Origin of the sequence: Streptomyces decoyicus (assembly GCF_019880305.1) — a bacterium.
GTDB classification, from domain to species: domain Bacteria; phylum Actinomycetota; class Actinomycetes; order Streptomycetales; family Streptomycetaceae; genus Streptomyces; species Streptomyces decoyicus.
This window is the reverse complement of sequence record NZ_CP082301.1, coordinates 44,798-68,949: the sequence shown is the minus strand read 5'-3', so window position 1 is coordinate 68,949 and position 24,152 is coordinate 44,798. Positions and strand designations below refer to the sequence as shown.

Sequence of the window (24,152 nt, the reverse complement as noted above, 5' to 3'; positions counted from 1 at the left end):
GCTACTGCGACAGGCTCTCCGGACCAGCTCACTAGGCCGAATACCGTGCGGTGGCGTGCCGGGAGCGGCACGCTGAGCGACTCTGGCCGGGCTGGACACGAGCGGTCCGAGCTGGAGGAGCGAGGGCATGGATGTGAAGCAGGTTGGTGCGGACACGCAGGAGATCCGTATCGCCACCGCGATGACGGGAGGTGTGAGCCTCGCGATCTGGATGGGGGGTGTCGCCCGCGAGCTGAATCTTCTCCAGCAGGCGGCCTGGCGGCGGTACCCGGCGGCCGACCATCCGTTCGAACCCGAGCTTGGGGTGTCGACGCGATGCGACGGCAGGGTGAGAGACCTCTATGTCCGCCTCCTCAATCTGCTCGACGTCACGGTCAGCATCGACATGCTGTCCGGAACGAGCGCGGGAGGAATCAACGGGGCGCTGCTCGGGCTGGCACGGGCGAACTCGCTCGATCTGGGCGACCTGCGCGACTTCTGGCTGGCATCCGGCTCCTTCGAGACCCTGCTGCGGGACCCGAAGGAGTCCAAGCCGCCCTCGCTGCTGCAGGGCGACGGCGTGCTGTTCAAGGATCTGCTGGAGGGGATCGGGCAGCTGAAGGCGGCGGATCGGCACTTCAGATCGCCGGCCCTTCTCGACGGAACCGCACGGAAGACCAAGGTCTTCATCACCACCACCCTGCTCACGGGGGAGACGAGCCGGTTCACCGACAGCCTGGGGACCCTGGTCCAGGACGTGGACCGGCGAGGTCTGTTCGTATTCGACGAAGAGCAGCTCACGGGCCCCGACCGCAACGACCTGGTGGCCCTCGCGGCGCGCTGCAGTGCCTCCTATCCCGGCGCCTTCGAGCCCGCGTTCGTTCCATACGAGAAGGAGATTCCCGCTTCCGGCGCCAAAGTCCCCAGGCACCCCGCGATGGGGAAGTTCGCCAACATCACTCGTGATCACTGGGTGGCCGACGGCGGCCTGCTCGCGAACCGCCCGATCGGCCCGCTGCTGCAGTCCATCTTCGACCGCCCGGCCGAACGCCAGGTCAGACGGGTGCTCCTGTACGTCGTCCCGTCCCCCGGCGAAACACCCGACCCGCGCGAAGCGCCTCGGGAGAAGGAATCCTTCGACGCCCCCTGGACCTTGGGCGACGCGCTGCTCAAGGACCTCGGCAGCGTTCTCGACCAGAGTATTCAGGCGGACCTGACAGCCCTGCGCCGCCACAACGAGCGGGTCGATTCGATCCGTGACACCCGGCTGCGCATGGCGGAGATCGGCGTGCGGTGCCGCTCCATCGGCCGCCTGCTCACCAAGGAGATGCTGACCGATTACCGCGCACGCGAGGCCGTCTGGCTCGTCCGGCCTGTCATCGCCTCACTCATGCGGGCCGTGACGACAATGCCGAAGGAACGGATGCCGAAGACCTGGCTCAAGGCGCTCGAACCGGGGCTCAGCGCGGAGCAGGACTGCCGGGACGCGGCGGCGGAGGCGGTCTCCGCGGAGTGGATCTATCCCCGCCCGGGAGACAGTGCCCGGCTGGCGAAGTTCGGCCGACCCGCATTCGACGGTGCCAAGGCCACGGTCCTGGCGATGCTGCAAGCGGCGTACATCAGCAGGACGGACGCCTGGGCCCAACTGTCGGCACTGACCCGCCGGACACACGAAGCCTTCGTCACCGAGGCGCGGCCGGACACCGACGCTCTCGTCGACGAGACGCTCAGGGCCCTTGAGGGGGCCGGCTGGCCCGCTCTCCCCGAGGTGGCCAAAACCGTTGCCCAAAAGTACGAAGCACAGCTGAGGGCACCTGCCAATCCCTCCGAGGGATCTCTCCAGGACGGCTGGGGAAAGCTGGCCGCGATCGTGGGCGATCTGCGCTTGCTCATCGGCGGCGACGACGGTGCGCCGCGGGCCACGGAGAGTCCGTTCGGCCGGAAGACGGCAGCGGAGCGACAGCGGCGCGCCTCGCAGGAGCTCAGATGTTACCTGCAATTCCTTGGCGAAGACCTTGGAGCCGTTCCGACCTACCTGTTGGACTTGCACGTCGCCACGCGTTCCGTGCTGCCCGTCGGTGTGGAGGTGGAGCAGTCTGTCGAGCTCATCCAGGTGAGCGCGGACACCCGCAGCATTCTCGCCCCGAATCGTGTCACCGCGGCCGCCAAGCTCAACGGAATGCAGCTGCATCACTTCGGAGCCTTCTACAAGCCTTCGTGGCGGGCGAACGACTGGACCTGGGGCCGACTGGACGGCGCCGGCTGGCTCGTCCACATGCTGCTCGACCCTCGGCGTGTCCTTCAGCTCGCCGAACAGTCGCCCGCCCTGCGAATGGAACGGAGCCGCTGGTTCTACGAGGAACTGCGCCTGAAGGTGCTCGACGGCATGGAGCCGGCGGGCTGGCCGGTGCAGAGCTCGGGCGAGCCCGAGATCCTGCTCACCGCCGACAAGGTCCGGGATGAGCTGAAGTATCTCGACGACCCCGCCCAGCCCGTGCCGGCCAGCCTCCCGTTGACGTCCCTATGGGTGGCACTGCGCTGGCAGGAGTGGATCGCCGCGAACGAACTGCCGGTCGTCGCACAGCAGATGCTCAGCACGCCCGCCACCCGGCACGACCCATGGGCCAGAAAGGTGCTCGATGAGGCCGGGAGCCTGGACATGGCTTTGGCGGCGGCCCAGGCAGCCACCTCGGCCGCCGTGAGCCGCAACTGGAGTCGGCAGCAGCGGAAGCTGATCGATTCCGCGCGCGAGCCCGGTGCGGCAGTAGAGCCCGTGAACGCGCAGGCGGTGGCCGCGGCACTCGCCACCTGCCCGGTCCCGGACGAAACACTCGCCAAGGAGCTGGGCCAGCCGCTCTTCACGCGCACGGTCACCAAGGCCCTGGCCACGGCGACCGGCGCCTTCACCGGATTCAAGGAGCCACCGAGGTCGGTCAAACCCTTTTTCTCGTCCGCCCGCACCGTCACCATGGTGGCCTACCGGGCGGCCGGCCTCACCAGCGGCTCGCCCCGGGTGCTGACGGTCCTCGGCCTGGCCTTTACGGCCTTGGCCATCTGGGCCATGAACGGGGCCGGCGCCCTCCTGGGGCTCACTGCGGTGGTACTCCTGGCCATCGGATTCCTGCTTTTCGCTCTGGCCGCCTGGGGCCTGAGCAGACGGCTGCTACCCGCCTTCCTGACGTTGATACTGGCCGCTCTGATCGTGATCGGGGCGACAGTCAAAAGGTCATGGCTGTTCGGGAAGAAGGCCGAGGAGCCCTCTTGCTGCGGCGCTGAGCCGAACGCCGACGTCGGCTGGGTCGGGAGGAATGTGCTCCCCTGGCTGCAGGAGTCTGCATGGCATCCCCTCATCGCCTTCGCCGGGCTGATCGTGCTGAGCGTGCTGATCAGCGGTGCGATCGGCAAACTGGCGAAGATCGTCTGGCGATGGCGGAAGGAACGATGACGAAGTCCCCGGCATTCCGGCGCAGAAGGCGGCTGCACGTGCAGTCATTGTCGGACGGCAGTAACAGGGGCGGTGCCATCCACTTGTCGCGCAGGCTCCGGCCGGACGCACCACCGGATTTCCGCCGCTGCCCGCGTGCGCCGCCAGTGCATCCAGCTCGTCGTTCGAGACGGGATCCCGGCTGCCCATGAAAGGCGCACCGGCGGTAACTCCTTGGGCTGGCCCCTGTCCGACAAGTCCGGCCACGGCTACCGCTTCGGCAACGTCCGCCTCAACGGCCACAGTCAGATCCGTGTCTACACCGGCATCGGCCACGACAACCGCCGCGACGTCTGCCAGGACCGCCGCGCCTACGTCTGGGACAACGCCGGCGACACCGCCACCCTGCGCAACGAACACCCGGCGTCGTCGACGCCGAAAGCTGGGGACGCCAGTAGACCGTCTCGTCCGGTGCGTTGAACATGCCGGGGGGCGGAGCGCGCATGAGGCAGTAGGTGCTCGATGAGGGCCGCATGAGCGCTGTGTTCAGAGCTGGGGTCGGGCGGCACCGAACCGGGTGTCCTCGCCCAGCGCGGTCTCCTGCGCGAACGCGGCGTACGAACTCGGGTTCACCAGGGCGTCGGAGGTCGGGATGGTGCTGTATCGAGGCATGGTGACACCGTTGATCACGGCCAGGCCCTGCGGCACACCGGCGACCACCTCGCCCGACCACTCCGGCACGTCGACGCCGGCGTCGAAGAGGAAGTGGCTCGCCTCGTGGATCAGCGCCGCCGCCCGTCCGTTGGGCCCGTGCAAGGTCGAGAACTCGTCGCCGATTTGGGTCAGTACGCCCGGGTTGGTCGCGGCCGCAAACCCCAGGCCCGCGGTCCACTTGAACCGGTCGGGAAGCTCGGTGAGCCGCTCGCGGATCTGCCGGAGCCGGTCGCGGACCGTGTTGACCACGGTCGCGTCCGGGGACCCGGTCATGAAGTGATGCCCGAACGCCGTCAGGGTGGCGGGGGCGAGCGGCGTTGCGGCGGCCGCCGTTTCGGCCGCGCCGATCCAGGCCAGGCCGAGCTCGATGGCGGGTCCGGCATCCAGCAGCGGGAAGAGGCCGTTCCACTGGCCGACGACGTCGGCCGGATCGGTAACGGTGTTGTCGACGACCTCCCCGTTGAAGTCGTAACGGCAGTAGACCGGAGCATTCACGACGAAGCCACCGCTCGAGACCCGTCGGCCGTCCCTGTTCACCATGGTGGTGATGGTCCGGAACAGGTACGCCTTGGTGCGGAAGCCCCGCAGGCCGGTGATCTCGCCGTCCAGGTCGCGGGTGAAGTCGCCGCTGGTGTGCCAGTTCGGGCCGATTGGCTTCGGGTAGCCGGTCGAGGCGGCGTTGGCCGGCCAGTCGAAGCGCATGTAGTCCGGGCCGTGGAAGAAGTAGGCGAAGCCGTTCTTCACCCCACCGCCCGGGAAGACGGCGTCCAGCGCGGTCCAGTCGGGCGGCAGGAACCAGTTTTCCGCCGTCGAGGCGGAGTCGCCGTCCGGCTGCAGCCCGACCAGCTTGATCCGTTGGTAGTTGCCCCCCTGGAAGATGTACTCGAAGTCACTGAAGCTTTGTTGGCCGAGCAGCGCGCCGTCCAGGTCACGGTCGAACGGTGAGGGGAAGAGCGGCTGCACCGGCGCACCCGCGGTGACCACGTGGTCTGCCGCCCAGTCGTAACCCACCGACCAGCCGCCGGCGAAGACGACGCTCAGACTCGGGTCGGCGTCCGGCGTGGGCAGCGCGCCGGCGATGCGAACGGTGGAGGACATAGCGATCCGCCTGAGAGAGAAAGGGGCAGGAGGGGCCGGGACGTCGTCCGGAACACGAGCGGCACGGCGGCTCCCTTCCCACGCTAGCCCCCCGGCTGCCGGCCCGCACCCGGTCGCCGATTGCGGTCGCCGGCAACTCAACGGGCTGTCACCGGGGTTGGATCAGGTCGCAGTCGGGCTCGGACGCCGCCGGGGGTCCGCAGCGCACGCGGCGTGCGGTTCGCGGCCCAGCAGACGGTCCTGATGGACAAGATGACGGCACTGGTGACCTCGCTGGAGCGTGACGACGGCGCGGTGGACGTCGGTGACGACGACGCGGCGGGCACCCATGCCGATGCCGTGCAGCAGAACGCCGACGCGACGGCCGTCGCCCAGAGGACCTCCAGGACCTGGCCTCCGGCCTCAACGACGCCTGGAGGGACTACACCACCCAGCCCCTCGGACTTCGTTTCGGTGATGCTCGATGACTCCAAGCAGTGGTTCCTGGACCACGGGGGCGGCCCGCCCGACAACCCGGCGCAGTCCCCTTCGTCGTCGTCCCAGAGTCTGATCGCGGCCGTCACGGGCGCGGCTGACGACGTGTTGTCCCCGTTCGACGTCGGTATGCCGCACTCCATCCTGGAGGCGGACGAGGTCCCGGGCGGGACCTCGTCGCTGACCGGGGACGCGTACCCGGCCGCTCCGGCCGATGCGGCGACGGAGCTGTCCGGCCTGGTTGTCGAGGAGGGGTGCCGGCGACCGGGGCGAGGCACCGCGGCGTCGGCCGCTGCCGTTCCGCTCCCCAGTGGCGGGCGTACGCCACCGGAGTGAGCATGGAAGAGAGGTGAAGGTGCCTTCCCCGCACCGCACCGTCGGCACGACTCTTCATTCATATGAGCTCGGGTGAGGCGTTGTTCATGTCATTCCGTACCCGCCGTTCTGTCTCTCTGAGGCTCGGGGAAGAGCTGCGCAACCATCCCGGTGAGGGTGAGGGGCAGCACGATGACCACGGCGGTGACCGCGGCGGCCGCGCCGGCGGTGGAGGGTTCGGGGGCGGAGGCCCTGGTAGGCCGCCGCACGGCCCGCATCCCGGTCCGCCGCACCATGGCCCCGGCCCCGACCGACCCCCGGAACCCCCGCCGCCGCACGAGGTGGACGTCGCGGAGGGGCCGTTCCGGGTGGTGCGGCCCGCGGACATGCTCGTCGTCGACATCGCGCTGGTCAACCTGCGCTTCGACGGCCGCCGCCTGGTGCGACGGGACCGGGCCCAGCCCGCGTTCGTCCTGGCCGGGCTGCCGGCGCAGCACGTAGTGGAAGAGGTCCCCCTGAATCTGAACGCCGTCACTGCTCCCATAAAGGCAGTCACCGCCGACTCGGCCCGTCTGGCTTTCGCAGTGCCGGAGAGCATCGACGGCTTGGACCTGTCGCTGGACGCGCTGCTCGACTGGGCGCGTCTGGTGCCGATGACGGTGCCGGTCGGCCCGCAGAGCCCGGACACGCCGGGATCGTCGGTCTTCCAGGGCCTCCCCAGAAGTGTCATCGAGTTCCCCACCCGGCTGCTGATCACCTACGACGCCCCCGTGGACTGGGTGGGGGGCACAGGACCCCAACAGCTCGACGGCCGCGTCGCGTTGTGGCACGCCCGGTTGCACGGTGAACGGGACGGCGACGTTCAGCTGCGGGCCTTCGCGACGGCCACGGGCCGGGGTGCTCTGCCAGGGGGTGCCCCAGTTGCCGGCGCCACCCTGGAAGACCTCGTCACCCTCACCAGCCGGGTTGAGTTGCCCGGAGGGCCAGGTGGGCCCCTCGAAGTCCACAGCGCGCCCCTGCACGCGGAGCAGTTCCTCGTCACGCCCCTAGGGGCCTCGGCCCACTTGCACGGCGCCTGGGAGCCGCTGTCGCAGCCGGCCATTGACCGCTACACGTTGGTCGGCCGGCGTGCCCCGAGCCTGGTGGCCTATGACCACATCACGGGCCTGGGGCGTGACCAGTACGTCCGCGTCGTCAATCACGGCCGCTTGTGCACCGGTCATGAAGCCCTGGACGTGACGGAGACCCGGCGCGTGTTCGTTGCTCGGCCGAACGACGGGATCGTCGCCTACCTGCAGCAGGAGGAGTACATCGTCGTCAAGCAGCCGGAGGTCGAGTACGGGGCGAGCACCGGCTTTCCGCATGCGGGACGCGAAATGCCCTTCCGTACGCTGCGTATCACCGATCGCGTCACCCCACTGATTCGACCGCCCACTACAAAGCCCGATGCCTTCTGGGTGGTTCTCCGTGACTCCCTCAAGGACTTCGAGTTCACCCTGATCGGCACGGACAGCGAGGGCCGAAAGGTCAGTTTCACCATGCCGCTGGTGTTCGTGGCGGACGGAACGCCCAATGAACAGGGGCGTTTGACGGAGCTGTACGACAAGAACAAAGAACCACAGCTGGGCGATCGCCTGCAACGCCCGATGAACGGCCAAGTGATGGCCATGGCGCAGCCGCCTGCCGGGGCCCCCGGCAGCACCAGCCACGCAGTGGGCACCCTGACCTTCGGGCTCGGCCCGAAGGGCGGCATCCCTGTGGTGGGCCAGCCCTGTGTGCACGAGGCGGCGGTACGTGTCCCCGCCGTTGAGCAATTCACCCCCAACGGCGGTGATCTCAAGGTCGTGTTCAACGATACATATCTGCGGCAGACCATGGAGGGACACCCGGCGGGCGCGTACCTGGATCTGCAAAAGCCGCTCAGCCTCACCTTCGGGGCCGAGCAGGCCGGTGGACTTTCCAGCCCTGATTCCGCGGTGAAGACGATCACCAGTCGGGCAGGCGTTGTCCCGGACGTTTTCGCCACGGACGCCAGTGGGGCGGTCGTCGGGGCGAATGACATCGACACCATCAGGAATGCCTTCGGCGGGGCCCAGCTGCTCGGCATCGACCTTGGCAAGTATCTGAAGAGCCTGGTCAAGGACAACTTCGACACATTGCGTCAGCTCGGCGACGACCAGATCGCGGCCATACTCAACGACGCGAAAGGCCAACTGCCGGCGCCCGTGCTGCGCATCCGCGACCTGGCCGACGGCCAGGGCAAGGAACTGCGGTATGTGTGGAAGCCTCCGTTGGATCCGCCCAAGACGCCCGACAACAAGCCGGACCCGAACGCCCTTATCGATGTGTCCAAGGCCTCACTGATCCTGGACGCCCGCACCGTCCGTTCCAAGGATGCCGTCGACAAGGCCACCGTGGACGGCAAACTGAGCCACTTCGCGATGAACTTCTTCGGTATGGCCCGAGTGGAGTTCGAGGAATTGAAGTTCAGCACCGGCCCGGGAAAGAAACCCGATGTGACGGCCTCCGGCGTGGAGCTCAAGTTCAGCAATGAGCTGGAGTTCCTGAACAGCCTGCGCACCGCCTTGCCCGCCGACGTCTTCGGTTCCGGCGCGTTCCTGGACATCCAGCCCAGCGGTATTCGTGTCGGTTACAAACTCGCGCTTCCGGCCATTCCGCTCGGCGTTTTCATGCTGTCGAACCTCGCCCTGTCTGCGGAGGTGGCGATCCCCTTCGACAACAAGCCGGTTTCCTTCCGCTTCTCGGTCTCCGAGCAGAAGCACCCCTTCAACGTCACGGTCTCGCTGTTCGGGGGCGGCGGCTACTTCTCGATGCTGGTCGACACCAGCGGTGTGAAGGCGGTCGAGGGCGCCCTTGAGTTCGGCGGCAGCGCAGCACTGGACCTGGGGGTCGCGAGCGGCGGCGTGTCGGTCATGGCCGGCATCCACTTCCTGTTCGCGGACGGCGACATCACCCTGGGCGGATATCTGCGGTGCAACGGCTTCCTCACCGTCCTGGGCATCGTCACGGTCTCCGTCGAGTTCTATCTGGAACTCAGCTACGAAAAGCACGACGGCCAGTCAGTGGTCCGCGGACGGGGCACCCTCACGGTCAGCGTGCGGATCGCCTTCTTCAGCAAGTCCGTCAAGCTCGAACTGGAGCGGAGCTTCTCCGGCGCGCCGGGCGACCCGACCTTCGCCCAGTGCATCTCGAAAGAACATGACTGGCGTGAGTACTGCGCGGCATTCGCCGCGTGAGCCGCGGGGAGACAAGAATGGACTTCGAACAGCACATCAACTGGACCGTTCTCCCCGCCGGTCTTTCGAAGGACGGTACGCAGCTCAGGGTGTCGGTGTTCATCGCCCCGCGACTGGTGACATCCGACAGGACGACGAAGCGCACTACGCTGGGACCGAACTTCCCCGATTTCCTTTCCTGGCCGGAGAAGGTCAAAGCGGCCACCTTCGATTTCGGTACCGGGGACCGTACTTCCGCATCCTCGACGCCCTTCATCAGCGGTCTGAAGCCTCTGGGCCCACCCCCCGGCACCGATCTGTGGAACAGCCTCTTCGGCAGGGAGACGCCGCTGGACCCCTACGTCTTCGAAAGCCACACCGACCCGGACACATTCCACACCTACTCGGCGAACGAAGTCGGCACGTTCACCAAGGAAAGGTATGTGGAAGCGGCCAAGATGTCGCCCGAGACACCGCCCTCCACAAGGGCGCTGCTGCGCTCAGCGAGTGACACCGCAACGGGCACCAGGGACGTGGCCACAGCGACCGGCGACGCCGCCGCGGACGGCGAGCCCCCCATGCCTCCGCAGTTGGCCGGGCTGAAGGGCTTCCACGCGCTCGACATGACCCCCGCCCCAACGCTCGCCAACGGAGAACCGATCCGGCGGCCGCGACCGCCCAAGCAAAATCCCGACTTCCACCAGATGCTCACCTCGCTCGGCGACCATCCCAAGTTGCTCCGGGCCCTCGGCCTCGTCCTGGACTTCGTCCTGCCGGCCGACCTGCTTCCCGTCTCCTCGGGCCAACGGATCCTGAGCGTCACCCCCCACTGGGCGCCGGCACTGGGGGACCGTTCGCACGATGTTGCCCCTCGCACTCGTTACGTCTTCCTTCCGGACCGTCATGCCTTCGTGCCCGCGGGCAGGGCCCTCACGGACGAGGAGCCGCTGCCGCCGCCGTCCCGCGGCCTCGTGGCGGTGACAAAGAATTTCGCCGTCGAGCAGGCCGACATCGACGGCGCCGCGCGCAAGATGATCTCGCCCCCCAAGGACGCCACGGGACTCTCCCCGGTGCGTACCCATGGGATCTCGCTGGTCAGGAGCGAGCGCCTGGACAGTCTTACGGACGAGTTCACGCGGGCGGTCGAGCATGACGGCGCCTTCGCCCGCGTGATCGAGCAGCAGAGGAACGGGCAGGGGGCGGAGCCGGGCCCGCAGCCTCCGGGGGCAGTCGCCCCACACGAAGCGCAGGAGCCCGAGGCCGCCCCTGAACTGATCGCCGAGGACCTGATCCGCGGCCACCGGATGGACATCTGGGACGACGAACGACAGAGATGGTTCTCACTGCACGAGCGCGTCGTGGAGTACCGGCAGCCACGCGACGGGCCGGTCCTGCTCACGGCCTCGGACGAAGGTTTCTTCCAGGCCCATCTGGCCTCACCGCCGAGCGACGCCAAAAACCCCGACCACCTCTACGTGCCCGAGCAGTTGGTCACCTGGGACGGGTGGTCGTTGTCCGCGCCCCGCCCGGGCCTGGTACTGGACATCGACGAGGGGTCCGTCAAGGATCACCGTCCTCCCAACCTCCCGAAGCCGCTCAACAACGCGGCACAGACGCAACTGCCGCTGGAGATCATGGTCAAGACACGGCCCGGCTCGCTGCCCAGGCTGCGGTTCGGCCACCACTACCGCCTACGGCTGCGTACTGTCGACCTGGCGGGCAACGGTCTTACCAGGGAGGAGGCCGACGCCGTCCTGCAGGCGGAATCCGCCGCCGCGCCGAACGACGCAGCGGCCCTGATGCTCCCCGGCGGGGCCGGACTGCAGCCCTTCCAGAGGTTCGAGCCCGTCCTTGCCCCGGCCACAGTGCCCAGATTCGCCTTCGAGGAAGGTTCCTCGGCCTTCCGGATGGTGATCCGGAGCAGCCCGGGGGCCGGCCCGCCCCCGGCCGGGACCGTGCGGACCGTGGCCCTGGTCAACGTCACATTCGGCAAGCGCAACGAAGACGTCCGCATCGTCCAGCAGGCCCTGATGGACCACGGACACGCACACTTGCTCCCCCACGGCGCGGACGGAATCTTCGGCAACGAGACCAAGGCCGCGTACGCCGAAGAGCAGCGCGCCCAGGGCTTCACGGGCAGCGGTGCCGACGGTGATCCCGGCTGCAAATCCCTCACCAGCCTTGGCCTCAAGAGCGGCTTCGCCGTCGACTGCGGCGCGGGCGCGGGAACCGGCACCGGAGGCGGCCGGACAGCCGAGCAGTACGCCGCGGAATTCAACCGGTCGTCCCTGGTCACCGCGGAAGGGCACGGACCGTACCGGGGGACCGACGAACGTCATGTGGTGGCACCGAAGGCGTCGCTGCGGTGCGTCGAGTGGCACGGACTGCTGGACGAGGCCATCGGATCCACGGACCGGACCATGCAGGACGCGGTCTACGATCTGGCCACCCGGGAGAGCGGCTCGTTGAGCGACACCTCCCCGTCTCAGCCGGAGGTTCAAGTGGAGCCGATCAAGTCTTCGGCGGCGGACCCCAACAACCCCGTGAACACCGTTCTGCACACCGGCGTGCAGGTCGAGCTGCCCTACCTTCCCGATCCGCTGTCCACGGGCGCGGTCTTCCTGGATCTGCCGGGCATGCCCGACGGGGAGCCCTTCCCGGTTTCCTGGGACGGCGAGGTCTGGCACCGTCCCCGGTCCCTGCGGCTGCGGCTGGCCGAAGGCACTGCCCCGCCGCGCTTCGACGAGGCGTCCCGGGTGCTGACCGTATCGCTGCCGAAGGGTGTCGTGGCGACCGTCCGGGTGTGCTCCAGGATCGACTTCGACGAGAAAGTCATGGGCGTGGCCGGGTGGTGTAGGGAGCAGCAGGACTCGGTACCGAGGCTGGCGTCGGAGACGGCGGGGGACGCGGCGACGCGAAGAGCGGCAGAGGCGCGACGCACCGACGACACGCTGGCGCTGGCCGCAGCCAGTCGGCACTGGATGTTCACCCCCTGGCAGGAACTGACACTCGTCCATGCGGTGCAACAGCCAATGAAATCACCGGTGTTGGCCCTGCCGCCGCCAACGGTCCCCCGTGCCTCTGGAGCGACGGCCGAGCACCTAATCGGCTCCGTCGCGCTGGACGAGGGCACTACGGACCGGATCGACCTGATCGCCGAGTGGACCGAGGTGACGGACGCCGGCCTCGCGGGCCGCAACACTCGCGAGATGGCCGCCCCGGTGTTCGCTCTGCTGACGGCGTGGGCGGCGGGGCAGAACGGCGTCCCGGGCGCCGAACCCGCCCTCCTCCAAAACGGCGTCCTGACCTTCAATACCCAGGCGGCCGAGGACAAGGGGAAAGCGGACGCCGCGGCTGCGGCGGCGCACCCCGCCGACCCCCAGGGCAATCAGGACGACAAGCCCCACCCTCACCCGCCCACCCCCGCGAAGCATGAATTCGGCGACACCAAGCACCGGACGGTGCGCTACCACCCGGTGGCCGGCAGCAAGTTCGCCGACTACTTCCCACCGAAGTTCGCCACACCCGGCCGGAACCTGCTGACCGTAGAGGGGAAGGCGCAGGAGTACTCGGTGCCGAGCAGCAAGCCCCCCATGGCGCCACGGCTGCTGTACTGCGTGCCCACGCTCACCCTGGAGCACGTCGGCGGGCCGCCCGGTCCCATCGTCCACCAACGGCGCGGTCGCGGAATCCGGGTGTACCTGGACCGTCCCTGGTTCTCGTCCGGAGACGGCGAACTGCTCGGTGTCGTTCTCGGCGAACCGCCGGGGGGCGATCCGAAGTCCGTACGGGACGCCTGGGTCACCCTGATGGGCCGCGACCCCATCCACCGTTCCGCGCCGGTCTTCGCCCCCACCCCGGAGATGTTCACCAACGCGGAGCGGCAGTCCGGCAAGCTCTCCCTCTCCACACCGTCGGGCCCCCTCCCGGTCACGGTCGTCGGCTTCACCCCGCAGTTCGAAGCGGGCACTCCGAAGTCCGATGCGGACAAGGACACGGCCGGCCGCTGGTTCTGCGACCTGGATCTGGACACCGGCGATGCATGCCTGCCCTTCGTCCGGCTCGCCCTGGTCCGCTACCAGCCGGATTCCATCCCCGGAGCCGAGATCTCCTCCACGGCCGTCCTCACCGACCTGGTGCGCACCCTGCCCGACCGCGAACTGAGGGTCACGCCTGGCGATCCGCTGTCGGTCAGCCTCACCGGCCCTTCCTGGGACCCCACAGGCTCTCTGCCGCCGCGCATCACCGCCACGCTGCAACGCCGGAACAGCTTGGTCGACGATGATGACCTCGGCTGGGTGACCCTCGAAGACACCACCATCCAACTCACCTCCATCGACGCGGAGTCCTCCCGAACGCCCTTCTACACAGGCCAGATCCCGATACCGCCCGGACGACGCAGAGGGCCGTTGCGCCTGATGATCCTGGAAAGCGAGGGCATCCGCTCCGACGGCCCTACCCCGCCCACCACACCCGGGCCGGTGATCTACTGCGACACCGTCACCTTCTCGCGAAGGCCGGGTGGCCCGGACGACGGCCATGACGGCCATGACGGCCATGACGGCCATGACGGCCGTGACGGCCATGACGGCCGTGACGGCCATGACGGCCCCCATGGGCCGGGTGATCACGGCGGTGGGTTCGGTGGCGGGTTCGGCGGGTTCCCTCACCGTTGACCTGCGGTGACACGGCTAAGGCGACCCGGAAGCGCATCGCCGCCGCGTCGCCAGTACCAGCAGCGCCTGGCGGCGTCCTGTGGGCAGTCGGCTCCACCGCGTGCCCTGTGCACGATGCCGTGCAGCCGGCTCGCGGGTGAGGGAGCGCAGGGTCGAGGTGGACGGATCTATCCCCGATGGGGAGACAAACACGCGGAGGCTCCTGGCTGGACAGCTGATCTCGACGATCACCCGGCTACCAGGAGCTTCTCCACATGGGCACCGCGTCCGACTCAACTCCCGCCGCATGCGGTCAGGTTGAGGTGGCTGTCCGTTTCCGGGGTCAAGAGTGGGATCGAGCTGCTGATCAGCCGTCTGTGGCGGGCGAGGCAGGGCCTTACTCGGCCTACGTGGCTCCGCGGGACGCGGCAACCGCGAGGTCGTCGCGGGTCGAACGCCGTACCCTCGCCGATCGCAGCCCCAGGAACACCAGCAGCCGCCCTGCTCGGCAGTCCCGATCGTCGTGTCGGTCGGTTACCTCGATGGTGCTGACTGCTCTGGCCCGCTCACCCGTCATTTCGTATCAGCCGCCCATCCAGGACGATTGGTCGGCCGATGCCAGGGTGCGCATCTCGCAGGGGTGTCAGCGTGAACCGTTGCCCGCCACCAAATATGCAGTGAATGCGGAGAACCGTAGCGCAGTACCCATGCCGCAAAGCGAGCAACCAGCAATCCTTGCCGGCTTGGAAATCGCCATGAAGTGGGGGCAGGTACTCGGTGGGCCGGAACAACTCAAGATTGCCCTGGACGCGATTGAGCCGCAGCTGATTCGGGATCACGAGGCCCGCGTGCAACAGCTGAGTATGCAGGAGAAGGCGGACGAACAGAGGGTTCGGGCCGCGCGGGAGAGGCAGCAGCTTCAGTTCCGGACGACGAGTTTGATTGTCGGAGCGGTCCTGAGCGTCGCCATGCTCGCAGCTGGCGTATACGTCGCCCAGGACGCTTGGTGGCTCGCGTCTCTTCTGTGCGGCCCGAGTCTGATCTCCATGGCTGCCATCACCGTCCTGCGACGCTACGACAAGGCCATGAAAGCCGTGGCGGACGCAGCTAAACGGGCCACAAGCGCGGCTTCACGGACACCAATTCCTTAGTACGCACAGCCGGCCGATGGTCCGCTGACGCCTACATCAAGTACGACATCGACAGCGACGGCGAGGGCGCCGAGACCTGGCGCCTGCACGGCTCACCCAAGATCCGCTGAGCACCCGCGGGACCGGCGACCTCGGCCGCGCACTCGCGCGGCCACGGCTCTCGGCAGCGCACTTGTGCTGGGCGTCTCGGTCGGGCCGGCGCTTGTCACCTCTGCCGCACGGTGGTCGAGTTGAATCGAACGGGCTCGGGCGCGTACAACTGCGACAACAGGGCCTCCTGGAACCGCTCGGATGGGGTCGGACCCCCGAGCTACCAAGAGGCCCTGCCATCATGCCTCGCCCACCGAAAGATCACCCGACCAGGACCCTTTTCGGTCACCACGCGGCTGAACAATGGCTTCTTATCAGATCGCGGATTCACCTGCGCTCCACAGCGTGTAAGCCCCCCATATCGGTGAGCTTGCGGGCTGCGTCCAGGACGCTGCCCTCTGCCCCGATGCACTCCGCGCCGGGGGTCATGATGTCGCGTGCCACAGGCATGCTTTTTTCGCCTTTCGTATGTGCATAGGGCTGTGAGGCGGCGGACTACTGGCCGCGCCCGCTGACGTAGTCACGGACCCGGTCCACCAGCCCCAGCCCCGGCGCGAGCAGCTTGTTGGCCGGCGGCGTACTGGGGGCAGCGGGGTGAGGCCGGGTGGGGGCGGTCTTCTTCGCCTGGCGGATCTTGTCGCCCAGCTCCTCCAGCACATACGGGTGGACACCATTGCGGAGCTGGGTGAAGAGGTAGTTCCCCTCGTCATCGACGTGTGCGGTCACCTCGGTGCGCAGCTTCACCACCAGCCGGTCAAAGTCGAGATCACCAGCGTCGCGTTGTTGGAGGTCTTTGAGCAGCCGCTCGACGCGGGCGTGGTCTTCGAGCTCCTTGTCCGCCAGCACATCGCCCTCCTCCAGGTGCTCGCGCACCGCGGGGTAGAGGTACTGCTCCTCGGCAACGGAGTGCCGGACCAGCTCGATCGTCAGCGCATCCATCAGCTGCTTGCGGGCCTCGCTGCCGGGAGGAGCGTCATCGAACTGCGCGAAGAGGTCGTCGACCTCACGGTGGTCGGTGGTCAGCTCCGCAATCACATCGCCGCCATGCCCCACGGCACGCCGCCTCTCGCTCCGGCAGCCGGCTTCTCCGGCTGTCGCATCACGGGTTCCCGGACAGAGACCGTATTAACACCACTGTGTGCCCAATTGCCCGACCCGCTGAAAGGTTGGGCGTGGTGCCCACACGCCCGGCCCGGAAGCGGGACGATCACGGCGGGTGCGGTGCGTGCTGCGCCCATCGTCCCGGCCTACCCTCACCGGCCGGTGGCCTTTTGCCCGCTTCCGTTCCACGGCACCCGGCGGGCACAGGGCTGAGGACGCCTTGGCGGCGGAGTCGGCTCAGCGACGAGGTGACCGCTTGCTGAGGAACCCAATCGCCTCTCAGGATCGGACAGATCAGCGCGTCAGGATGCGTGATGTCCGCAGCCCCCGGTCCCGGCAGCGTCCGGTGGTCTTCAGCGAGCGGATCGGCCAACAGGCCGCGGTTGGTTCGGGTGAGCGCCAGCGGCTCCCGTCGCGAGGCCTCACCTGCGAGCCACCCCTGCCGCATGAGGTGAGGTACGGCTACGACAGCAGTCGAAACCCGTCCGGCGCAGCATCGTTTGATTGGGCGCGTACACCGTCCCCCGCGGAGACGCGACGGCTCGGATCGGTGACGGATTCGAGCCCGCCCTCATGTCGTCGCGTCGGTCGCAGTGGCGCACTTTGTCCTCGGCATGCACGGCACGACTACCAGCACTACCGGCCGGGCTTCACGACCCCTCAAGGAAGCGGGGGCCGGTCAAGGAAGCGGGGGCCGGCCTGAACCATCGCTTGCGCACCGGGGAGAGAGGAGCTGCTCCTCGGCGACGGTTGCCGCATCATCTCCCTCGTCAGCCCTCCAGCAGACGCCTGCGGCCTGAGTTTGCCCACACGAGCTCAGGCGGTGCGGCGCTGATCTTGCGTGGTGGCGCTGGTGATGACCTGCAGGCGTCCGCCGGCAGCGGCTTCGAGCAGTCCAGGGCGGCGGGGAAGGCGAGCTGCACTTCGAGGCGTTCGGTGGCCAGCCGCACGGCGCGTTGGCACCAGCGGCCCCCCGTCGCCGACGATGCACGCTTGTCGCCGCCCAGGTGATCGGGGCGGGCCCGTGGGTGTCCGCCGGCCGGACGTGGCGCACGAATGCGTTCGAGGACCGGAATCAGTTGTGGGGCACCGCCCCACTGGACGGGGGTGATGACGAACGCGAGCGGACGGTCGCCGCCCTCACCGGCCAGATGGATCTTGCAGGTCCGCCCGCCACGGGAACGTCCCAGGGCCTCATCTGAACGATGTTGAACAGGTCGACTGCGTGTCAGGGATACGCGGCGCGTCGATACGGGCGCCCGCGGCGTGCTGAGGGGCTCGACAGGAGGTCGAGTACACGCTGACAACACTCCAGTCAATCCGGCCTTCCGCATCGGCATAGGCCTGGACGGCCCGCAGGACCCTCTCCCACGTGCCGTCCGCTGACCACCTGCGGTGCCTGTCGTGCACGGTCTTCCACTTCCCGAACCGTGATGGAAGATCACGGTTCGGGACACCGGTCCGCTGCCGGAAGAGAATGCCGTTGAGCACCCTGCGTTGGCTCTTCCAACGTCCGCCTCGTCCCACGCTCTTCGGCAAGTGCGGCTCCAGCCGAGCCCACTCTTGATCCGCCAGATCGCCCCGCCCCACACTCGCCGGAACGACCTCAGCTCGGGCAGGTCACCTGACCCATCGGACAGGGTCTAATCCACCGTGAGATCGCCCGTCTCCGCGAGGGGCTGCATGCGTGCGATGAGCACGGCAACATCATCCGGGTCGGCGGGAAGCCGGAGTTCGCGAAGGAGCCGGTCGCAGGTTTCCTCCAGGGTGCGGTCGGGTGCGTCAAGCAGGCGGAGGAGGGTGTCGAGGCGTTCGTCGATGGAGTGATGACGGACCTCGACGAGTCCGTCGGTGTACAGGACCAGCCGATCACCAGAGCCGACGGGGAAGGTCGTGGTCATGAAAGGGACACCGCCGACTCCGAGCGGGGTGCCGGTGGGCAGGTCGAGCAGTTGCGGGTGCTTGCCGTTGCGGATCAGGACGGGGGGCAGATGGCCTGCGGTGGCGATGTGGCACTCCGCGCTGTGTGGATCGTAGACGGCGTAGACGCAGGTGGCGATGTACTGCTCAAGCCCTGAGGTGATTTTGTCGAGGTGGTGGAGGACCTGGGCGGGGTTGAGGTCGAGGTCGGCGAAGTCGCTGGTGCCGGTGCGCAGGCGGCCCATGGTGACGGCGGCGTCGATGCCACTGCCCATGACGTCGCCCACGACCAGTGCGGTCTTGTCGCCGTCGAGCGGGAGGACGTCGTACCAGTCGCCGCCGACCTCGTAGGCGGCCTGTGCGGGCCGGTAGCGGGAGGCGACCTCCAAGCCGGGGAGGTGGGGCGGGTGGTCAGGGAGCAGGCTGCGCTGAAGCGTCTCGGAGGCGTTGCGCACCGTCTGGTGTGAGCGGGCATTGTCGATGCACACGGCGGCGCGGGAGGCCAGTTCGCCGGCGAGGGCGAGGTCGTCCTCGGTGAAGGGCTGCGGGTTGCGGGCGCGGCTCAGGCCCAGGATTCCGAGGATCTGGCCGCGGGCGGTGAGCGGGAGCAGCATGTAGGAGTGCACGCCGGCGCGGGTCAGCACCGTGGCGGCGCGGTCGTCGCGGGCGATGCGGGCCAGGGCGGCGTCATCGATGTGGGAGATCAGGATCGGTCGGCCGGTGCGTACGCATTCGGTGGGGAGCCGGTCGGCGTCGTAGGAAGCGATCTGGCCGGGCGGGTCGGCGGCCTGGATGGCTTCGGTGGCGTAGGCGGCGTGCACCGCGAGGGCGCGGAAGACCGCGGGGCCGTCACCCAGGGGCGGGCGGTGCTCGTCGAGGACGGAGTCGAGGACGTCGACCGTGGCCATGTCGGCGAGCTCGGGAACGGTGACGCCGGCCAGCTCTCGGGCGGTCTGTTCGACCTCCAGGGTGGTGCCGATGTGTGCGGAGCCGTCGGCGATGAGCGCCAGACGCCGGCGGGCCTCGGCGGCCTCCGTGGCCGCCTGGTAGCGGTCGGTGACGTCCACCACCAGGTCGGCCACCCCGAGCACGCGCCCCTGGGAATCGTCCAGCCGGTACAGCGAGATCGACCAGGCGTGCATGTGCGGGTCGGCGGGGGTGTGGCCCACGATGGTGTACTCGTCGACCAGGGGAACCCCGGTCTCGAGGACCTGCCGCATCCCGGCCTCCGGCCCCTCGAACTTCGCCGACGTCATGATCTCGCGGTAGTGCCGGCCCAGATGGTCTTCCGCGGGAATGCCGTGCATCCGCTCCAGAGCGGGGTTGACGGCCACGTACCGAAGATCGGTATCGAGGATCGCCAGCCCGATGGGCGACTGGGAGATCAGCCGGGTGGACAGGGCGAGGTCCCGTTCGACGTTCCGAAGCCTTGACCTGTCGGTGGCCATGCCAAGGGCGTAGAAGTCGCCGAGGTCGTCCAGCAGCCGCATGTTGCGGAACTCCACCGAGCGAGTGCTGCCGTCCTTGTGCCGGATGGGGAACGCCCCGGCCCACCGCTCCCCGGTGTCCATGACCTCGGCGAACAGCTCGATTATCAGATCCCAGTGCTGTTCGTGAACGAGTAGCGGCGCAGCGTACTGCCCGAGCGCCTCCTCGGCGGTATAGCCGAACAGCTCCTCGGCCTCCGGGCTCCACAAGACGATCCGCCCATCGGCATCCAGCAGCACCGCGGCAACGCCGAGAAGGTCCATCAGCCCGCTCGGCTGCGACGATTGCTCCTCCGGCCGGCCGGCGTCAGCCGGACGCCCATCGGCTGTGCTCACACGGGCACTCCTTCCATACGCCGGACCACAAGGGCCTCTGCTCGCGCCAGTCCGTGGCCCTGGCCCGTACCCATGGAGTGCTTTGGCTTCCATGGTCCACCTTGGAGCGGCCGACCGCTCACGCGCTGGAGCAGGATGGCCCCCCGCCCTTTTCCAACTTGATCATTCGTCGTGAGCGCTGCCTGGAATCGGCGGCGCACCTGGTAGGTGGGGCGCTGCTCCGGGTGAGGGTCTGGGCCGCTCGCGCGGCGGGCCTCCAAGGTCCACCTCAGCGCCGACGGCCGGTGCCGCCCGCTGGTGATCGCACCCGGACAGCAGGCCGACTGCACCCGGTTCGAGCCGGTCACGGAGAATCGGGTTTCCGTGGCAGCGCGTGAGCTCCGGGTCACGTCTTTGCTGGCTCTTTACAGGCTGACGAGGGGCGCATCGACCTGGCGGAACCGGCGCGGAACCGAGCTTGGGCAGCAACGTGCGGCACTGGCGGCCCGGAGTGCTCCAGACCTGCAGGGGCCACCTCTGGACCGGAGTCAGCCCGGCCAGGACCAGGAAAGCGACGCCGACCGCATGGGCGAAAGAGAGCGTGCCGAACAGGCCGTACGCGGTGCCCATGCGTTCACCGTGGATCGTCACTTGTCGCCCACGGTCCGGCCACTGCGGGGGACAGGTGTCCACGGCGCCACCATGTGCTCCAAGCGGTCGACGAGCATCTCTACGCAACGCCGGTCCTCTTGCCGACTCATGTCTGTCCGGCATCCCGCTCTTGGCCGGACTCAACGCGCGAGGCGGTAAAAGCTGTTGCGACCGGGGAGTCCTTCGCTGTAGGCCGGGGGTCGTCCGGTCAGGGCCGCACCAAGTGACCACGCTGCTCGGTACACCCTGGTCAGTGCTTGCCCTTGCCTCCGTGCTTCCCCGCTGCCTTGGGGCTCTTCTTGGCGTCGGCCGGTGCCGCCGTCTCCGCGTCGGGGGTCTGCGCAGCGGATGAGGAGAGCGAGGGTGTGGGCGAAGGTGATGGAGCCGTCCCATTCGTTGCCGGGGGCGGTGAGATGGAAGGGTTCACGAGCGCGGACGGCTCAGCCTGCGGCACTTGCGCCGTACCGGTCTCGGGCGAGAACCACGTCAAGCCGGCGAATAGCGCTACGAGGAACAAGGCGGCACCGCCCAGCAGCGCCATCAGGCGGGAACGGCGGGAGATCGGCAGGCGAGGGTGGTGCGGCGCGACCCGGTGCACCGTCGTCTTCCACTCCGTTTCCGCTGCCGGGACATAGACGCCTCCTACAGAGGGTGCAGGTACGGCGGTGCCTGGTATTGGGGGGCCGGGGACGGCGGCGTCCGGGCCGGTGATGTGCGGCCCGCGCACGGTGGAGGGTGCGGGCCCGCGGCCCTGGTCCGGTAGTTCCTGCGGCAGGGGCTCCGGCGCCCCGCGCCAGGCTCCGCGCCCGAACCAGTCCGCCACCTGATGGGCCGTGGGCCGGTCCTCGGGCTGCTTGGCCAGGAGCCCGAGCAGGTAGCTCTCGAAGGCAGGCGGGAGGCTGGTGCCGAGCTGCCGGGGTGGCACGGGGGAGGCGTCGAGGTGCTGGTGGAGGATCGCGAGGGCGGTGTCCGCCTGGAACGGCGGCCGTCCGGTGAGGAGTTGGTAGAGCACGCAACCCAGCGCGTACACGTCCGAGGCAGGGCCGGCGGGCCGGCCCAGGGCGCGCTCGGGCGCGAGATAGAGGCTGGTGCCGACGATCTGTCCGGTGGCGGTGAGGGCGGCACCGGGATCGTCGACGAACCGTGCGATACCGAAGTCGCCGATCTTCAGCGCGCCGTGGGTGTCCAGCAGGAGGTTGGCAGGCTTGATGTCCCGGTGGACAATGTTTTGCCGGTGGGCCGCGGCAAGCCCGGCGGCGGCCTGCGCAGCGATAAGGGCCACGCGCTCGGCAAGCAGCGGGCCGGAACCGGCGAGCCGGGCAAGGCTGTCGCCCTCGACCAGTTCCATCACCAGAAACAGACGGTCCTCGTGCTCGCCGAAGTCGAGGACACCGACCACGTGCGGGTGGTTGAGGCATCCGGCCGTTTGCGCCTCCAGGCGGAAGCGGGAGGCGGCGCTGGGGTCGGCGCCCTGGGGGAGCAGCAGTTTCACCGCCACCGGTCTGCCGAGCGATTCATCGAAGGCCCGCCAGACCTCCCCCACCGCTCCCCGACCGACCACGTTCTGCAGCCGATACCGGCCCGCTATCAGCACCTGTGTTTCATCCTCATGCCATGAGACGTCTCGACCACCGCAGGCCGTAACTCACCACGTGGGTGAGGGTGGGAGGTGCCGCAGCAGCCCCAGCATACCGGCCCCCGCAGGTCCCCCTTCTCGGCCCAGCACTCCTGCCGGAGACCGTGTGCCGGCACCGCTCCTCGCGTCGCAGTAGTGTTCTGGTCGGCTATCCGGCCCTGCGCGGTGGTCTGCGACAGCATCCTCATGTGCAAGTGAGGGCACGTGAGGCTGAGTGTCACCAGGCCGCCGCGGGCCTACAGCCCCGGCCGTGGTGCTGGAGGTGGTCAGTCGGCCACCAGGGTCAACTGCCGGGTGTTGAGTTCTGGGAAGCTGTGGCTGACAACCACTTTGCTATCTCTGTCGGGTACGCGTAGGGGTGGGCGTTCGCGTAGATGGGGCCGGCTGAGCCGGTGATGCGGCTCCCGTCGGGCGCGGCCCAAGTACTCCTCGCCGCTGGCGGGGTGGTGACATGCTGGGCCGTTTGGTGGCACGCTCGAATGCCGACTTGCAGCGCGTGATCGACCGGATGGGGGGATTCGATGGCATTGTGCGGGCCTCGACGGCGATCACGTTGGAGAATCCGGTGCCGCTCCGGATCACTCCAACTGGTGCGCCAGGAGTCGTGGCAGGCGCTGTATGGACCGCTGACCGCTGGAGGACCGACCTTGAGGCAGAGCCCGAGAAGTGACCTTCTGGGAGTACCTGGGCGCACGCTGCCAGCAGCTACTGGTGGACCTGGTCTCCTCCGGCATCACCAACCAGCGCATGCCGGTGCTGGTGCTCGGCTCCGTACTGACGGTCGCCATGGCGCTGATCATGGACTGGGTGGGGGCGCTCGTCGAGTTGCTGCTATGCCCACGCGGCCTGGAGGTGGACTGATGCGCCTGGCCCAGGTACGGACGGCCGTCGCGGGCGCCCTGCTGCTCGCCGCCGCAGGGCTGAGCGGCTGCGGTCTGACCAGCGGCAGCCCGCTGGCCGACTCGGTGCAGCCCGGCTCCATCGGGAAGGGGCGACCGCTGGAGGGCGCCCAACTGACCGTGACCTCAAAGGAGTTCACCGAGCAGATCATTCTGGGCCAGATCATGGGGCTGGTCTTCAAAGCGGCCGGCGCGGAAGTCCTGGACCGGACGAACATCCAGGGCTCGATCGGTGCCCGCGAGGCGGTCAAGTCCGGTGCGGCGGACGGGATGTACGAGTACACCGGCACGGCCTGGATCACCTACCTCGGTCACACCAAGCGGGTCGTCGACCCGTCCGAGCAGTGGGAGGCCGTACGCGAGGAGGACCGCCGCAACGGCATCACCTGGCTGCGCGCCGCCCCGCTCAACAACACCTACGCGCTGGTCGCGAACCAGGCGAATGCGCAGAAGTACCGGCTGCGCACACTCTCCGACGTGGCACGTCTGACGAAGAAAGACCCGGGCGCGGCGACGATCTGCGGCGGGAGCGAGTTCTCGGTGCGCGAGGACGGCCTGCCGGGCGTGGCGAAGACGTACGGATTCGCCCTCCGGCGCGGGAACTTCAAAAAGATGGACGACGGCGTCGTCTACACCCAGGTCGCCGAGGGCGCGGCCTGCGCCCTCGGTGTGGCGGCCACCACCGACGGCCGCATTCCCGAACTCAAGCTGAAGGTGCTGGAGGACGACCGGCACTTCTTCCCCAATTACAACGCGGCACCCGAGATGAACAGCGCCACAATGAGGAAGTACCCGGCCATCGCCGACCTCCTCGCCCCGATCACCAAGCGGCTGACGGGGGCGGAGGCCCAGCGGCTGAACGCGCGGGTGGACGTGGGCGGGGAGGACCCGCACGAGGTGGCGAAGGACTGGCTGGTGCGGGAGGGCTTCATCCGGGAAGGCTGACAGCCGGATTCGCACGAGGGCCCGACGAGCAGGAGGAGAGCGCCCTGCCGCTCGCGTAGACG

The 24,152-nt window shown here is 68.5% G+C and carries 11 protein-coding genes and 3 pseudogenes; 9 read left to right on the top strand and 5 right to left on the bottom strand.

The annotated features are described in order from the left end of the window. The first annotated feature begins 127 nt into the window (after positions 1–127). Complete coding sequence (locus K7C20_RS00275) at positions 128–3,424, top strand: patatin-like protein (protein ID WP_053209390.1); 3,297 nt, start codon at positions 128–130, stop codon at positions 3,422–3,424. Between the two features lie 213 nt (positions 3,425–3,637). After that, a complete protein-coding gene (locus K7C20_RS00270; RefSeq protein ID WP_053209391.1) occupies positions 3,638–3,883 on the top strand; it encodes a lamin tail domain-containing protein in 246 nt (81 codons plus the stop codon). A gap of 66 nt (positions 3,884–3,949) precedes the next feature. On the opposite strand, the gene K7C20_RS00265 is transcribed toward K7C20_RS00270, so the two are convergent. Further along, entirely contained in the window at positions 3,950–5,215 is a 1,266-nt protein-coding gene (locus tag K7C20_RS00265) for a hypothetical protein (RefSeq protein WP_053209392.1), read from the bottom strand. Between the two features lie 213 nt (positions 5,216–5,428). On the opposite strand from K7C20_RS00265, the gene K7C20_RS00260 reads away from it, so the two are divergent. The 4 genes from K7C20_RS00260 (at position 5,429) to K7C20_RS00245 (ending at position 15,046) form a co-directional block, all read left to right on the top strand. Next, positions 5,429–6,025, top strand: coding sequence for a hypothetical protein (locus K7C20_RS00260; protein WP_053209393.1), 597 nt, complete (start codon positions 5,429–5,431; stop codon positions 6,023–6,025). A 365-nt stretch (positions 6,026–6,390) separates the two neighbouring features. Beyond that, the gene (locus K7C20_RS00255; protein WP_150127254.1) at positions 6,391–9,261 is read left to right on the top strand and encodes a hypothetical protein; all 2,871 of its coding nucleotides are present in this window, start codon (positions 6,391–6,393) and stop codon (positions 9,259–9,261) included. A gap of 17 nt (positions 9,262–9,278) precedes the next feature. Continuing rightward, positions 9,279–13,916 carry a peptidoglycan-binding domain-containing protein gene (locus tag K7C20_RS00250; RefSeq protein ID WP_053209394.1) on the top strand — a complete coding sequence of 1,546 codons (4,638 nt, stop codon included), beginning with the start codon at positions 9,279–9,281 and terminating at the stop codon, positions 13,914–13,916. Between the two features lie 521 nt (positions 13,917–14,437). After that, complete coding sequence (locus K7C20_RS00245; protein WP_245171269.1) at positions 14,438–15,046, top strand: hypothetical protein; 609 nt, start codon at positions 14,438–14,440, stop codon at positions 15,044–15,046. A gap of 585 nt (positions 15,047–15,631) precedes the next feature. Here K7C20_RS00245 and K7C20_RS00240 read toward each other — a convergent pair. The 4 genes and pseudogenes from K7C20_RS00240 to K7C20_RS00225 all read right to left on the bottom strand — a co-directional run bounded on the left by K7C20_RS00240 (position 15,632) and on the right by K7C20_RS00225 (position 22,153). Beyond that, entirely contained in the window at positions 15,632–16,189 is a 558-nt protein-coding gene (locus K7C20_RS00240) for a hemerythrin domain-containing protein (RefSeq protein WP_053209395.1), read from the bottom strand. 1,001 nt (positions 16,190–17,190) lie between these two features. Further along, positions 17,191–17,827 (bottom strand): annotated as a pseudogene (locus K7C20_RS00235) (IS5 family transposase); the annotation flags it as partial. A gap of 53 nt (positions 17,828–17,880) precedes the next feature. Further along, positions 17,881–19,980 (bottom strand): SpoIIE family protein phosphatase, encoded by a 2,100-nt coding sequence (locus K7C20_RS00230; RefSeq protein WP_030075397.1) that lies wholly within the window; start codon positions 19,978–19,980, stop codon positions 17,881–17,883. An 880-nt stretch (positions 19,981–20,860) separates the two neighbouring features. Further along, positions 20,861–22,153 (bottom strand): serine/threonine-protein kinase, encoded by a 1,293-nt coding sequence (locus K7C20_RS00225; RefSeq protein WP_245171272.1) that lies wholly within the window; start codon positions 22,151–22,153, stop codon positions 20,861–20,863. Between the two features lie 538 nt (positions 22,154–22,691). Between K7C20_RS00225 and K7C20_RS37905 the strand changes: the two are divergent. The 3 genes and pseudogenes from K7C20_RS37905 to K7C20_RS00215 all read left to right on the top strand — a co-directional run. Then, positions 22,692–22,916 (top strand): annotated as a pseudogene (locus K7C20_RS37905) (hypothetical protein); the annotation flags it as partial. A 38-nt stretch (positions 22,917–22,954) separates the two neighbouring features. After that, positions 22,955–23,107, top strand: a pseudogene (locus tag K7C20_RS00220) (ABC transporter permease); the annotation flags it as partial. Continuing rightward, positions 23,107–24,090 (top strand): glycine betaine ABC transporter substrate-binding protein, encoded by a 984-nt coding sequence (locus K7C20_RS00215; RefSeq protein WP_030075394.1) that lies wholly within the window; start codon positions 23,107–23,109, stop codon positions 24,088–24,090. The pseudogene K7C20_RS00220 and the gene K7C20_RS00215, both read left to right, overlap by 1 nt. Positions 24,091–24,152: the final 62 nt, after the last annotated feature.

What these genes read in the sequence shown, in the direction of transcription:
- K7C20_RS00250 (WP_053209394.1), top strand. Translation starts at nt 9,279, where the DNA reads ATGGACTTCGAACAGCACATCAACTGGACCGTTCTCCCCGCCGGTCTT.
- K7C20_RS00255 (WP_150127254.1), top strand. Translation starts at nt 6,391, where the DNA reads ATGCTCGTCGTCGACATCGCGCTGGTCAACCTGCGCTTCGACGGCCGC.
- K7C20_RS00215 (WP_030075394.1), top strand. Translation starts at nt 23,107, where the DNA reads ATGCGCCTGGCCCAGGTACGGACGGCCGTCGCGGGCGCCCTGCTGCTC.
- K7C20_RS00245 (WP_245171269.1), top strand. Translation starts at nt 14,438, where the DNA reads ATGGTGCTGACTGCTCTGGCCCGCTCACCCGTCATTTCGTATCAGCCG.
- K7C20_RS00275 (WP_053209390.1), top strand. Translation starts at nt 128, where the DNA reads ATGGATGTGAAGCAGGTTGGTGCGGACACGCAGGAGATCCGTATCGCC.
- K7C20_RS00265 (WP_053209392.1), bottom strand. Translation starts at nt 5,215, where the DNA reads ATGTCCTCCACCGTTCGCATCGCCGGCGCGCTGCCCACGCCGGACGCC.